Raw genomic sequence first — 14203 nt, forward strand, 5'->3', positions numbered from 1 at the left:
AGACGGACATGTTCCGCCCCAAACTGTTGTTCACCAGCCTGGCCGCGCTGGCCCTCGGCGCCTGCTCGCCGCAGGACCCGCAGGCGCTGACCTCGGCGGCGATCGCCAAGCAGGTGATCCTGCCGACCTACAGCCGCTGGGTCGACGCCGACCGCCAACTGGCAATCAGCGCCCTGGCCTTCTGCGAGGGCAAGGAAAGCCTGGATACCGCCCGCGCCGACTTTCTCCACGCACAGAAAGCCTGGGCCGAATTGCAGCCGCTGCTGATCGGGCCACTGGCCGAAGGCAATCGTTCCTGGCAGGTACAGTTCTGGCCGGACAAGAAAAACCTGGTGGGGCGCCAGGTCGAGCAACTGCTCAGCGCCCAGCCGCAGATCGACGCCGATGCCCTGGCCAAGTCCAGCGTCGTGGTGCAGGGTCTCTCGGCCTACGAGTACATCCTCTACGACAGCAAGATCGACCTGGCCGACACGGCCCAGAAAGCCCGCTATTGCCCGCTGCTGAGCGCCATCGGCAAGCACCAGAAAATCCTCGCCGAAGAGATCCTCTCACGCTGGGAAACCAGCGACGGCATGCTCGCGCAGATGAGCAAGTTCCCCAACCCGCGCTACGCCGACTCCCACGAAGCCATCGCCGACCTGCTGCGGGTCCAGGTCACCGCCCTGGACACCCTGAAGAAAAAACTCGGCACGCCCATGGGCCGCCAGACCAAGGGCATCCCGCAGCCGTTCCAGGCCGATGCCTGGCGCAGCCAGTCGTCCCTGCCAGGCATGCGTGCCAGCCTGGCCGCCGCCCGCACTGTCTGGCTCGGCGTCGACAACAAGGGCCTGCGCAACCTGTTGCCGACGCAGCAGAAGCCGCTGGCAGACAAGATCGACGCCGCCTACGCCGCGTCCCTGAAACTGTTCGACAGCACCCAGCGCTCACTGACCGACCTGCTCGGCGACGATGGCGGACGTCAGCAGCTCGATGACCTCTACGACAGTCTCAACGTGGTCCACCGCCTGCACGAAGGTGAATTGGCCAAGGCGCTGGGCATCCAACTGGGCTTCAACGCCAACGACGGGGACTGATGATGTTGCGACGCCAGGCCCTGACCCTCGGCAGCCTGCTGCTCAGCGCGTTGACGCTGGGCGGCTGGAACCTGTTCCGGCACAAGGGCAACAGCCCGCTGCTGCTCTCCGCCCGTAACGACAGCGACGGCCGGCACTATGCCGTGGGCTATCGGCTGGACGGCACGCAGGTCTTCGCCACCGAGGTCGGCCAGCGTTGCCACGACATCGTCAACCACCCGAGCCAGCCCTTGGCATTGTTCGTCGCGCGGCGCCCCGGTACCGAAAGCTACCTGGTCGACCTGCGGGACGGCCGCCTGCTGCAGACCATCGCCTCGCAACCGCACCGGCATTTCTATGGACATGCAGTGATCCACAAGAGCGGCGACTGGCTGTACGCCACCGAGAACGACACCCGCGATCCGGGCCGTGGCCTGTTGGGTGTTTATCGTTTCGAAAGTGAGCGACTGGTCCATGCCGGCGAGATTTCGACCCATGGCATCGGCCCGCACCAGGTGGCGTGGATGCCCGACGGCGAGACCCTGATCATCGCCAACGGCGGCATTCGCACCGAAGCTGAAAGCCGGGTGGAGATGAACCTCGACGCGATGGAGCCAAGCCTGGTACTGATGCACCGCGACGGCACGCTGCTGAGCAAGGAAACCCTGGCCCAACCGATGAACAGCGTGCGCCACCTGGGCGTGGCCAGCGACGGCACCATCGTCGCGGGCCAGCAATTCATGGGCCCGTCCCACGAGTCGTCCGAGTTATTGGCGATCAAGCGTCCCGGCCAGCCCTTTGTCGCCTTCCCGGTGGCCGAGCAGCAGTTGCAGGCCATGGCGCACTACAGCGCCAGCGTCGCGGTGCACAGCGAGTTGCGCCTGGTGGCCCTGACCGCGCCACGGGGCAACCGTTTTTTCATCTGGGACCTGGACAGCGCCGCGCTACGCCTGGATGCGCCGCTGCCGGACTGCGCGGGTGTCGGCGCGGTGGCGGACGGCTTCGTCGTCACCTCGGGCCAGGGCCGTTGCCGCTTCTACGACTGCCGCCAGAAAACCTTGATCGCCCAGCCACTGGAACTGCCGGCGGGGTTGTGGGACAACCACCTGCACCTGGCCTGACGCCCTTGTAGCAACTGGCCCTGTAGCAACTGGCCCTGTGGGAGCTGCTCCTGTAGGAGCGGTGCTTGCCCGCGAAGGGGTCTATAAGAACGCTAAAAGCTTCGCGGGCAAGCACCGCTCCCACAGGCCCCACAGCTCATCAGGCGGCAGCATGCTCAACTGGCGGACAGCGCCCCAAGCACCCACTGGCTGGACACCACCGTCGCATACTCCCCGTGCAGATTGCCCAGGGACATGGCGTGGACCTCCTGGGCGCTGTGCGGCACGCCGAAGTAGTCAGCCTTGTCGAAGGTGTAGCACGCATCCTCCACCACCCAGGTCTCAAACCCGAGGTTGCCAGCCGTGCGCGCCGTCGACTCCACCGAGTTGTGAGTCGCCACCCCGACGATCACCAACTGCGCGATACCCGCCTGGCGCAGCCAGTCCGCCAACCCCGTCGCGCAAAACGCATCCGGCACCCGCTTCCGCACCAACCGCTCCCCCGTCCCTGGCGCGAAGCGCTGCTGGAACTCGACCCCGGACTGCCCGGGCCAGAACACCGATTCAGGCGAATGCGACAAGTGCTGGACATGGACCACCGGACGCGCATTCCGGCGCCAGTGCCGCAGCAGGTCGAGCATGCGTTCCTCCGCCTCGGGATTGTTGCGCGGCCCCAGGCGGGGATGCAGGATGCCCTGCTGCTGGTCGATCAGGATCAACGCCGCGTTTGCCTGAATGTGCATGTTTATTCCACTCCCTGTTGGTCCTGATGCCGTGCGCGCAAGACTTGGCGCAGGCGCAGATGTTGCTCTGCTGGCCAGATTGCACGCGATCACAAGCCCCCGGCAAATCCGATTTATCACTCAAAACCTGAAATAAGCCCGCCCGCCGTCTTGCGCGCCTTCCTCCTGCTCACTAACGTAGCGCCTTTACTGACGCTACCCCCCGCAGGAGCCTTGCCATGGCCTCGCCAGCCTTTTCCTTCTCTCTCAAGCAATGTGGCGTTGCCGCCGCCATGGCGGGCCTGCTCGGCCTGACTGGTTGCCAGACCTGGAACGCCCAGGACAGCCTGCCACCGACCTCCGGCGTGCAGCCGCTCAAGGGCCTGGCACAGAACGTCTCGGTGCGCCGCAACAGCCTTGGCATGCCGCTGATCGAAAGCAACACCTTTCACGATGCGCTGTTCACCCTAGGCTACGTCCACGCCAGCGACCGCATCACCCAGATGGTCACCCTGCGCCTGCTGGCCCAGGGTCGGCTCGCCGAAATAAACGGCGCCGACGCTCTCGACAGCGACCGTTTCATGCGTGCCGTCAACCTGAAGAAAAGCGCCGGCGAGTTGTACAACGCCTCGTCGCCGCGGCTCAAGCGCTTCTTCGAAGTCTACGCGCGCGGCGTCAATGCCTACCTGTTCCGCTACCGCGACAAGTTGCCGCCGGACCTGGCCGGCAGCGGCTACCGCCCGGAATACTGGAAGCCGGAAGATTCGGCGCTGATCTTCTGCCTGCTCAACTTCAACCTGTCGGCCAACCTGCAGCAAGAGATTTCCAGCCTGGTCCTGGCGCAGAAAGTCGGCGTCGACAAGCTCGCCTGGCTGACCCCGGCCGCCCAGGACGAACCGCTGCCGCTGGCCGAAGCCGAAAAACTCAAGGGCATCGCCCTGAGCCAGGTCTCGGGCCTGGGCGCGCTGAACAAGGCCGCCGAGCAAGTGGCCGCGCTGAATATCCTCGGCTCCGGGACCTCGACCAACTGGGCCATCGGCCCGCAGCGCAGCCGCAGCGGCAAGAGCCTGCTGGCCGCCGACCTGCAGCAACCGACCAGCGCCCCCGCCGCCTGGAACTACGTGCAGATCCACGCGCCGAAGTACCAGGCCGCCGGCACCTCGATCGCCGGCCTGCCGATGCTGCTGTCCGGTTTCAACGGCAAGGTGGCCTGGAGCATGGCCGCCGTGCCGGGGGACAACCAAGACCTGTTCCTGGAAAAACTCAAGCGCCAGGGCAATACGCTCTATTACGAAGCCGACGGCAAATGGCTACCGGCGATCGTGCGCAACGAAACCTACTTCATCAAGGGCCAGCGCTCGATCCGCGAGACGGTGTTCGAAACCCGCCACGGCCCGCTGCTCAACAGTGCACTGGATAACACCGCCTTGACCGGCGGCTACGGCCTGGCCCTGCAAACCTCATCGTTCAAGGACGACAAGAGCCTGGATGCGTTCTTCGACCTGTCCCGCGCCCAGAGCGCCGAGAAAGCCTCCGATGCCAGCCGGGAAATCCGCGCCATCGCGCTGAACATGGTCTTCGCCGACGCCAGCCATATCGGCTGGCAGGTCACCGGACGCTTCCCCAACCGTCGCGAAGGCGAAGGCCTGTTGCCATCGCCGGGCTGGGACAGCCGCTTCGACTGGGACGGCTACGCCGATGCCATGCTCCACCCTTATGACCAGGACCCGGGCCAAGGCTGGCTGGGCACCGCCAACCAGCGCACGGCGGCGCACGGCTACGGCATGCAACTGTCCAACGCCTGGTACTACCCGGAGCGCGGCGAACGCCTGGCGGAACTGGCCGCCGCCGGCAAGCAGGACAGCCGCAGCATGATCGCCATGCAGTACGACCAGAGCACCACGTTCGCCAACAAACTGAAGAAGATGTTCGAGGCACCGGGCATGGCCGGCCCGCTCAAGCAGGCCATCGACGCCTTGCCGGAAGCCGAACGGAGCAAGGCCCACGAGGCCCTGAGCCGCTTGCTGGCCTTCGACGGCAGGCTCAGCCCGACCTCGGCCGATGCCGCGCTGTACGAGCTGTTCCTGCGGGAAAGCATGAAGCAGATCTTCCTCGACAAGCTCGGTCCGGAAAACGGTCCGGTCTGGCAGGCCTTTGTCGCCAACGGCAAGTTGTCCTACTCGGCCCAGGCCGATCACCTGCTGGGCCGCGAGGACAGCCCGTTCTGGGATGACAGTCGCACGCCGCAGAAAGAAGACAAGCCGGCGATCCTGGCCCGCAGCCTGGCGGCGGCGATCAGCGCCGGTGACAGCCTGCTGGGCAGCGATCACAAGGCCTGGCAATGGGGCACGCTGCACCGTTATAGCTGGAAGAACGCGGCCGGCCAGGTTATCCGCGGACCGATCCAGGCCGGCGGCGACCACACCACGCTGAATACCTCGGCCTACGCCTGGGGCGGCGCCAACTTCGACGTCACCCAGGCGCCGGGGGTGCGCATGATCGTCGACTTCGGCCAGATCGAACCGATGAGCGGCCAACAGAGCCCCGGACAGTCCGGCAACCCGGCCAGCCCGAGCTACGCCAGCGGTATCGATGGCTGGTTGAAGGCCCAGTACGTCAGCTTCCCGATGCAACAACAGAACTTCGACAAGGCCTACGGCACCACGCGCCTGACCCTGACACCCGGCAAGTAACGCTCCCTTGTAGCCGGCTTGCTGGCGATAGCGGCCCGACAGTCAACCTCCCTGTCGCCTGATACCTCGCTATCTCCAGCAAGCCGGCTCCTACACGCCGTACGGATAATCGTCCGAATCACCACCACTATGAACCGAACAGCGCCAGTCACGGCGCTACGCGCCATGCCTGGCGCACCAATAAAAAAAAGGCCCATCACCAGGATGGGCCGTTCTTTAACCGAGTGTCACATCAATTCGGCAGGTAATCAGGTGATTAGAGGAAGTTGATTGGGTAGTCGGTGATCAGGCGGAAGTCGTTGACGTTGCCTTCACTCTCGGCAGCATTGGCACGGTGCCAAGCCTGGCGTGCACGGATGGACAGGTTTTTCAGAGGACCAGACTGTACAACGTACTTGGCTTCCAAGTTGGTTTCGAAGTGATGACCGTTTGAACCATAGCCGTTTTGGGCCGCATACACAGCGTTCATATGGGTACCGTCGATACCTTCGCCATGGGCATAACGAACCATGAAGCTCAGGCCTGGGATGCCGTACTCGGCCATTTTGATGTCATAACGAGCCTGCAGGGACCTTTCACCCGGGGCGTTGAAGTCGGAGTACTCAATCGAGTTGCTCAGGAAGATCGACTCGGTAGTGCGGTTTTTGTCACCCGCACCGATGTAGTCGAATGGTTCGTTGCCGTTAATCTTCTGGAACGCCAGAGTAACGGTGTGTGCCTTCAGGAACGAATAGGCTGTAGCCAGCGAGTAGGCGGTGTTGGAGATCTTGCCCGCTTTCGCCGCGCCGGTGTCGGTGGTGCGATAGAGGTTGAAGTCGAAGTTCAGAGACTGATCGGTCGCCAACGGAAGGGTGTAGTTCGCGTTGGTGTAGTACTGATTCCACGTGTCTTGGGCCTTGGCACCGTAGAGGGATACGCTCAGGTTCTCATTGAGGCCGTACTTGCCGCCCACGTAATCAATGCTTCTGATCGGAGTAACGCCGTATTGGCTAAAGAGGTTGCCTTGCAGTGTGGTGTTGTCCTCGCTGCTGCTGGCGTAGAAGTGACCGGCGTCCAGATCGAGGTCTTTGATTTCGCTGCTTTGCAGTTGGAAGCCACGGGCAGTCTGTTGGAACTGACGGGGTGTGCCGAGGGCGAATACTGGCGCCGTGCTTGGGGTGAAGTCGCCGAACTTCAGCTCGGTTTTGGAGATGCGAACTGCAATGTCGGCACCGGCTTTGCCGTAGCTGTTGTCGTTTCCAGTATTGGTGCTATTGCGGGGTAGATTGAGCGAGCCACCCTCATCGTCACGACCATAGAGTTTGTAAGCCGCATCACCAAAGCCATCAACCTTGAGACCCACAGTACCTTCAGTGTAGCCGGAGCTGAATTTGCCCCGGATGCCTTGGGTCCAGTCGATGGAGTCTTTATTGCGTTTTGTCGTTTTCTGATCCTGCCGGGTCCGGTTGAAGTAGAAGTTCTCCAGAACCACGCCAGCCTTGGCTCCTTCAACAAAGCCCGGGGCATCAGCCTGAGAGGTTACAAAGGGCTCAGCCATTGCCAATTGGGAACCTACTGCAGAAACAGCCAGGGCGATCATGCTCCACTTCATTACGCGCATCGTCATTTGCTCCGTTTATTATTAGGAAGAATACTGCCGTCCCACTTGTATTTTTGTCTGGGCGGCTCTTTCTTTTTTTGAGCGTCAGCTTTTGTTTTTTTGCGTCGGCGCGAATTTATATCAGGTCGGTATTTGCCGGGCAAACTTCGCTTTCGGTGCATTGCTGAGTTTTATGGTAATTGAGATCTGTTTGCAAATTTCTTGCTGACTCTAAACTACCGTCGGTCCGTTTTACAATGGCGCGAACATATAATTTGGGGAAAGCTTATTCAAGGCGCTTTATTGAAAGGTGTCAGAAAGGTTGGTGATTTAAGGTAGCCGGCGCAAGACCAGAGTTTTCGATTTCTGCAGAGGTTAATGTTAAAGGACTTTATTGAAAGGTTCCAGAAAGGTTGGTGGTATACAGTAATGGATGCGATGTAAAAATCTGCGGTTTCTGCAGGACTCAATATTGTTAAGGGCTTTATTGAAAGCTGTCAGAAAGGTTGGCGGTATATAATCATGGGTGCATGACCAAAATCGGCGGCTTCTGCAGAGGTCAATACATTTGGCTGCGTGAAGATCTGACAAAATAATGAAAACAATAAAGGCAGTGGAGATAAATATGAAAGCGAGTCCGTCCGAGCAGCCGCTGATGGGTAAGGATGATGTATCCACTAAATTCTGGCCGTACGGCTGGTGGAAAATCATGGAGATTCGCATCGGTATCATACCGTTGCCGGTGTACCTGCTGCTTCTGGTGCTGCTCGGTGGATTCGCCCTCACCGACAAGGTGCCGACTGACATTTCCGTGTCGATCGCCATTCTGGCGATAGGCGGCTATAGCTGCGCCGAGCTCGGCAAGCGCCTGCCCTTTTTCCGCAATATCGGCGCCGCCGCGATTTTCGCCACGTTCATTCCCTCGTTTCTGGCTTTCCAGCATCTGGTGCCGGATCTGGTTCTCAAGAATGTGGCGGAATTTACCAAATCGTCCAATTTCCTTTATCTGTTCATTGCGTCGATCATTGTCGGCAGTATTTTCAGCATGGACAGAACGGTGCTCATCAAGGGCTTCCTGAAGATATTCGTGCCGCTCGCTGCCGGTACCGTGGCGGCTTCCATTGTCGGCACCCTGGTCGGCACCTTGTTGGGCTTGGGCGCCTTCCACACCTTCTTCTATCTGGTCGTACCGATCATGGCGGGCGGCGTTGGCGAAGGCGCGATCCCGTTGTCGATCGGTTATGCCGCTATCCAGCATGTGCCCCAGGGCGAAGTTTTCGCGCAAGTTCTGCCGCCAGTGATGCTAGGTAGCCTGACGGCCATTCTGCTGTCCGGGCTGTTGAATGCCTATGGCAAGAAAAATCCGCATCTGACCGGCGAAGGCCGTCTGCAGCCGGGCGAGCACGACGACATGGAGCCGAGCGAAGAAGCCCTGCCGGGCCATATGGATATCTCCCATATCGCCGCGGCCGGCATCACCGCCATCACGTTGTACATCGTCGGTTTGATGGCCTTCAAATTGTTCGGTTTTCCGGCGCCGGTCGCCATGCTGTTTGTCGCGGTAGTGTTTAAGCTGTCGCGCGCGGTGTCGCCGCAATTGCAGCAAGGTTCGTTCGTCGTCTACAAGTTCTTTTCGACGGCAGTGACTTATCCGTTGCTATTCGCGATCGGCGCTGTCATGACACCGTGGGACAAGCTGGTCGCTGCTTTCAATTTGCCTAACCTGATCACGATCGTGGCAACGGTGGTGACCTTGATGGCGACGGGTTTTGTGGTCGGGCGCTGGATGAAAATGTATCCGATCGAGACCGCGATCGTGAACGCTTGCCATAGCGGCCAGGGCGGCACCGGAGACGTGGCGATCTTGACCGCCGCCAACCGCATGCAGATGATGCCGTTTGCGCAAATCGCCACGCGCATCGGCGGCGGTATCATGGTGACATTGGCGCTGATCGCCATCTCTCAGTTGGCATAAGAAAACCCGGGGCCGGGCTTACTCGGCCTGTTTGACGGAGTGCAAGCGACGAAGTGCAGGACTGCGCTTCATCGCCGCTCTACCAGCGCCTTGCTCTTTTTCCATGGTTTTGTAATCGCCATCGCAAGTTTTTCGATCTGTTTACGACAGAGAAAAGCCCCCTCCAGGCCTGGAGTATTATCCAGTTTCAACAACACTCATGGATATTGCTCAATCCGTACAGCATGAGTGTCGTGTATATGCAGGGGCGTAGCCCCTATAGGGGGGCATGATCATCCAGCATCATTCCCTGGATGAGGTTTTTCAGGCATGAGACTTTAAATAGCTGCGCAGGTTTTTTTATGGTTGATTGCCCAGAGCCCGGGTATTGAATAAACGGGCGCGGAGTATATTTCTCTGAAGACTTCAGCGGGGCGTGTTTGGGCGAAATAAAGCGTGAGTACTTATGAAAAGGCCATGTCGGATTAATGATTCCGTCAGGCTCGCCGTTGATTGAACGGAACATGTTTTGAACGAGGGCGGTTCGAGCATTGTAACGCTGCCAGAATAGCGCGACCGCAAGTAATAATATTTCCTAAAAGCGCGCAATCTGCACATGTAAGTATATCTAATATTGACACCATGTATTCATTTGACCGAAATTAACCAGGCGGTCGAAAGTGTTAGACGTCTCGGTTGGCCAGGGGCGACTTACTGGAAACAAATAAAAAAAACATCCGAAGAACTCTGGAGAAAATACGATATGCAGCGGAAATTGTTGGGTTGTGCAACTGCAATATGGGCCTTGAGCTTAATTGCCACTTCAGTGAGTGCTGCTGATCTGAAACAGACCGGAAAATTGGAAGTTCCAGGCGAACCGCTCAACGGCTTCGACATCACCTACGTCGATCAGGCAACCAACCTTTACTATTTGGCCGATAGATCCAACAAGTCTGTCGACGTGTTCGATGTCACCAGCGGCAAAATGGTCGATCGGCTGCCCGGCGGATTCGTAGGGCAATTGAAGAGCAGTTCTGTATCGGGTCCGAACGGTGTCGTCGTCGCTGGCGGCGATTTGTGGGCTGGCGACGGCGACAGTACTGTGAAGGTCATCGACCTCAAGACGAAAAAAGTCACTGATACCCTTTCGACCGGCGGAAAGGCCCGGGTTGACGAGATGGCATACGATCCGGACGCCCACGTTGTGATTGTCGGCAACAATGCTGACGAGCCGCCGTTCCTGACGCTGTTCTCGACTGAGGCCGGGCATAAAGTCGTGTCCAAGATTGTTTTTGAGGATGCCACGGACGGAGTCGAGCAGCCTATCTACGATGCTGTGACGAAGAAGTTCTATGTTTCGGTTCCCGAGTTGAAGAAGGATAAGGCCAAGGGCGCAGTCGCCGTCATCGACCCGAGCAGCGGCAAGCTCGAGAAACTGATGCCTGTGGATGACTGCCATCCCAATGGGCTGGTGAAAGGACCTGGCGCAAATCTGCTATTGGGTTGCGACGCGGGGAGCAAGGACGGCGGCCTGAAGCCGGTGCTCGTGGTCATGAAAACCGACGGTTCGCTGGTCAAGGTCATTCCTGGTCTCGGTGCAGCCGACATGGTCGCCTACAATCCCAAAGTCAATCAATATTACAGCGCTTCGCGCAACATGCCAGGTGCCCCGGAACTCGGCGTCATCGACGCGAAATCCAACACCCTCGTCCAGCGCATAAAACTGCCTGGCGGCACCCCGCATTCGGTCGCTGTCAGCGAGAAGAATAACCACGTCTTCGTGCCGCTCGGCGCGAAGGGCGGTGGTTGTGATGGTTGCGTTGCCGTCTTCGAACCAGGTAACTGATTTTTCATCCTGATCGTCCAGCCTTGCGCGTCGCCAATACAGGCGGCGCGCAAGGCTGTCGGTCGTCTTGTCTCCAGAAAAAGCGCTTGATCGGTATCGTCTCGAATGCTGATGCGCAATAGCTTTTACCTGTCCTCCCATTGCCATCCTGGTCATGTACCTGACCTGTATGAATTCCAGCAGGGAATGCAACGAGATGACCTCACCCGCGCCGGGTCTGTTTACGTTTTCCGGTGTGTTCGAGTCGGCGAAGAACATCTGTTTCATCAGGGTTTAAATGTCCGGTTCGTCTGAGGTGAGTACGTTTTTTCAGAGTTTCCCTAATAAATCTACAGCGCCCGCCGATAGTCCGCCCAAGCCTGTTGTCGATGGAAGACGTGGGGCGGCACTGTCAGTATCGCCTGTTGTTATCTGGTGCATCTCCGGTATGGAAGCAGGTATCCTCACGTCTATAAGAGAGCAGTCCATGTCCCTACGAAATATGAAAATCGCTCCTCGCGCCTTTCTCGGTTTCGCATTCATTGCACTACTGGTCATTGTGCTAGGGGTCTTTTCCCAAACTCGTATGACGGTGATTCGTCAAGCGTCCGTTGATATGTATACCCATCAACTGCCCAGCGTGAAATATCTGGACAATGTGGGCGAATACATTCTGCGTATGCGTATTGTGTTCTATCGGATTCTGATCAACCGTGAGCCCGAGTCCTTGCAGAGCGAGTATCCGCGCATCGTTGGTCTGATCGACAAAGTTCGCAAGGACGAGAAAGCCTACGCAGAGTTAATGGCTGATGGGGATGCGCGGGCCAAGTACAAGGCGTTCGCCGCGACGCTCGATACTTATATAGGAGGCCTGAACCAGGCGTTGGAGCTATCGCGCCAGAACAAGGTCGAGGAGTTGGGTAACCTAATGAAAAACCAGCTCAAGGCCAATTCGGATGTGATGGAGGAGCAGCTCAAGCTGTTGGTGGAAATCAACATGAAGGGGGCCACGGACGCATCGAACCAAGCTGGCGAGCAATATAGCAACGCCAGCCTCGGCATTCTTCTGGTCTCGGTTCTGGCGGCGGCGATGACCGTGCTCTTGGCCTGGTTGTTGACCCGCAGCATCGTCGTACCGCTGAACAAGGCTGTCGAAGCGGCTGAAACCATTGCCGGCGGTAACTTGACCAAGGCCATTGCCGTTGAAGGCAAGGATGAGCCGGCCCGTTTGCTCGGCGCGTTGTTGGCAATGCAAGGCAATCTGCGCAAGACCATCGAACAGATCTCCGGTTCGGCCACCCAGTTGGCGTCGGCGGCCGAAGAGCTCAGCGCGGTGACCGAGGAGTCGTCCCACGGGCTGCAGCAGCAGAACAACGAGATCGAGCAGGCAGCCACGGCGGTCAACGAAATGACCAGCGCAGTCGAAGAAGTGGCGCGCAACGCGGTGTCGACCTCCGAAGCTTCGCAGCAGTCCAATCAAGCGGCCCGTGATGGACGCGACCGTGTCGTCCAGACGGTGGAGGCGATCCTGGTCATGACCCAGGATGTGCAAAGCACCTCGGTGCTGATCGAAGGGTTGGCGACCCAGGGCCGCGACATTGGCCAGGTGCTGGACGTGATCCGCGCGATTGCCGAACAGACCAACCTGCTGGCCCTCAACGCCGCCATCGAGGCGGCACGGGCGGGCGAGGCCGGGCGCGGTTTTGCCGTGGTGGCCGATGAAGTGCGGGCGCTGGCCCATCGCACCCAGCAGTCGACCAAGGAAATCGAGCAGATGGTCGCCGGCATTCAGAATGGCACCGGCCAGGCCGTGCAATCGATGCAGCAGAGCAACCAGCGGACCCAGAGCACCCTGGAAATGGCCCGTGCCGCCGGTGTGGCCCTGGAGCAGATCACCCACTCGATCAACCTGATCAACGAGCGCAACCTGGTGATCGCCAGCGCCTCGGAAGAGCAGGCCCAGGTCTCCCGTGAAGTGGACCGCAACCTGGTGAACATCCGCGACCTGGCGTCCCAGTCGGTCGCTGGTGCCAACCAGACCAGCGTCGCCAGTCAGGAACTGTCGCGCCTGGCGGTGGATTTGAATTCGATGGTCGCCAGATTCGTGATCTGATTGTCGATCGGGTGGGTCGGTGTTGTAGGCACAAGCATTTGAATACCTCTCCTACAGTTGATGGCGTCGAAGACAATGGCAGTCCAGGCCCGGGCCCCAGGCCACAATGACAGGTGTTACCCCCATCAGTCGGCAACCGCCCCCTTTTCTCACCCACCCAAGCACCAATATAGGGCATTTATTTTTTTATGCCCAATTTCGGGCATTATTAGCTGGCTCGTAGCCATATTCCTGCTTTTTAAAACGCTTGTTCGTGACTCTGGTTCGGAAATTGCTACTTTTATCAGGTCATACGCGTTCCAGTAACAGTACTCAGTGCGCCACAAGCGCTCATATTGGTTTTTAGGGAATAAATAATGAAAAAAGCATTGCTGACCCTTTCTGCACTGGCTCTCTGCATGGCCGCCGGTTCCGCTATGGCCAAGGAATACAAGGAACTGCGCTTCGGCGTCGATCCTTCCTACGCGCCATTCGAATCCAAGGCCGCGGACGGCAGCCTGGTCGGCTTCGACATCGACCTGGGCAACGCCATCTGTGCCGAGCTGAAGGTCAAGTGCAAATGGGTCGAAAGTGACTTCGATGGCATGATCCCGGGCCTCAACGCCAACAAATTCGACGGTGTGATTTCGTCGATGACCGTGACCGAAGCCCGCCAGAAGGCCATCGATTTCTCCAGCGAGCTGTTCTCCGGCCCGACTTCCCTGGTGTTCAAAAAAGGTGCGAACTTCTCCACGCCTGAGTCCCTCAAGGGCAAAACCGTGGGCTACGAGCAAGGCACCATCCAGGAGGCCTACGCCAAGGCAGTACTGGACAAGGCCGGTGTGACCACCAAGGCCTACGCCAACCAGGACCAGGTTTACGCTGACCTGACCTCCGGCCGTCTCGACGCTTCGGTGCAGGATATGCTGCAAGCCGAACTGGGCTTCCTGAAGTCGCCAGCGGGCGCCGGCTACGAAGTCAGCAAGCCGATCGACGATCCGCTGCTGCCAGCTAAAACCGCGGTCGGTATCAAAAAAGGTAACAAAGAGCTGAAGGCTCTGTTGGATAAAGGTATCGAAGCGTTACACAAAGATGGCAAGTACGCGGAAATCCAGAAAAAGAACTTTGGTGACCTGAACCTGTACAGCGGGAAGTGATCCCTTGGCGCCCCTCGCCCGAGGGGCGC

General features: G+C 59.1%; 9 protein-coding genes. 7 read left to right on the forward strand and 2 right to left on the reverse strand.

The features are described from left to right. Positions 1–8 precede the first annotated feature (8 nt). Together M5B99_RS03390 and M5B99_RS03395 are read left to right on the forward strand one after the other, a co-directional pair. Positions 9–1073, forward strand: coding sequence for an imelysin family protein (locus M5B99_RS03390; RefSeq protein WP_248802650.1), 1065 nt, complete (start codon positions 9–11; stop codon positions 1071–1073). Between the two features lie 2 nt (positions 1074–1075). Next, positions 1076–2173 (forward strand): DUF1513 domain-containing protein, encoded by a 1098-nt coding sequence (locus M5B99_RS03395; RefSeq protein ID WP_248802780.1) that lies wholly within the window; start codon positions 1076–1078, stop codon positions 2171–2173. 155 nt (positions 2174–2328) lie between these two features. Here the strand turns inward: M5B99_RS03395 and M5B99_RS03400 are convergent, their stop codons facing one another. Further along, positions 2329–2895, reverse strand: coding sequence for a cysteine hydrolase family protein (locus M5B99_RS03400; RefSeq protein ID WP_248802651.1), 567 nt, complete (start codon positions 2893–2895; stop codon positions 2329–2331). Between the two features lie 218 nt (positions 2896–3113). Here M5B99_RS03400 and M5B99_RS03405 point away from each other — a divergent pair, with 218 nt between their 5' ends. Further along, on the forward strand, positions 3114–5567 hold the full coding sequence (locus M5B99_RS03405) for a penicillin acylase family protein (RefSeq protein WP_248802652.1): 2454 nt from the start codon (positions 3114–3116) through the stop codon (positions 5565–5567). A gap of 256 nt (positions 5568–5823) precedes the next feature. On the opposite strand, the gene M5B99_RS03410 is transcribed toward M5B99_RS03405, so the two are convergent. Then, entirely contained in the window at positions 5824–7167 is a 1344-nt protein-coding gene (locus M5B99_RS03410) for an OprD family porin (protein WP_248802653.1), read from the reverse strand. Between the two features lie 604 nt (positions 7168–7771). On the opposite strand from M5B99_RS03410, the gene M5B99_RS03415 reads away from it, so the two are divergent. The 4 genes from M5B99_RS03415 (at position 7772) to M5B99_RS03430 (ending at position 14174) form a co-directional block, all read left to right on the forward strand. Continuing rightward, a complete protein-coding gene (locus tag M5B99_RS03415; protein WP_248802654.1) occupies positions 7772–9121 on the forward strand; it encodes a 2-hydroxycarboxylate transporter family protein in 1350 nt (449 codons plus the stop codon). Between the two features lie 631 nt (positions 9122–9752). Further along, a complete protein-coding gene (locus tag M5B99_RS03420) occupies positions 9753–10946 on the forward strand; it encodes a YncE family protein (RefSeq protein WP_248802655.1) in 1194 nt (397 codons plus the stop codon). Positions 10947–11412: 466 nt separating this feature from the next. Continuing rightward, positions 11413–13038, forward strand: coding sequence for a methyl-accepting chemotaxis protein (locus tag M5B99_RS03425; protein WP_248802656.1), 1626 nt, complete (start codon positions 11413–11415; stop codon positions 13036–13038). Positions 13039–13394: 356 nt separating this feature from the next. Next, the gene (locus M5B99_RS03430; protein WP_248802657.1) at positions 13395–14174 is read left to right on the forward strand and encodes a transporter substrate-binding domain-containing protein; all 780 of its coding nucleotides are present in this window, start codon (positions 13395–13397) and stop codon (positions 14172–14174) included. Positions 14175–14203: the final 29 nt, after the last annotated feature.

It is taken from the genome of Pseudomonas sp. MWU13-2100, assembly GCF_023242365.1.
GTDB lineage: Bacteria > Pseudomonadota > Gammaproteobacteria > Pseudomonadales > Pseudomonadaceae > Aquipseudomonas.

Coding starts and splice junctions, on each gene's coding strand:
- M5B99_RS03390 (WP_248802650.1), top strand. CDS start 9: ATGTTCCGCCCCAAACTGTTGTTCACCAGCCTGGCCGCGCTGGCCCTC.
- M5B99_RS03395 (WP_248802780.1), top strand. CDS start 1,076: ATGTTGCGACGCCAGGCCCTGACCCTCGGCAGCCTGCTGCTCAGCGCG.
- M5B99_RS03400 (WP_248802651.1), bottom strand. CDS start 2,895: ATGCACATTCAGGCAAACGCGGCGTTGATCCTGATCGACCAGCAGCAG.
- M5B99_RS03405 (WP_248802652.1), top strand. CDS start 3,114: ATGGCCTCGCCAGCCTTTTCCTTCTCTCTCAAGCAATGTGGCGTTGCC.
- M5B99_RS03410 (WP_248802653.1), bottom strand. CDS start 7,167: ATGCGCGTAATGAAGTGGAGCATGATCGCCCTGGCTGTTTCTGCAGTA.
- M5B99_RS03415 (WP_248802654.1), top strand. CDS start 7,772: ATGAAAGCGAGTCCGTCCGAGCAGCCGCTGATGGGTAAGGATGATGTA.
- M5B99_RS03425 (WP_248802656.1), top strand. CDS start 11,413: ATGTCCCTACGAAATATGAAAATCGCTCCTCGCGCCTTTCTCGGTTTC.
- M5B99_RS03430 (WP_248802657.1), top strand. CDS start 13,395: ATGAAAAAAGCATTGCTGACCCTTTCTGCACTGGCTCTCTGCATGGCC.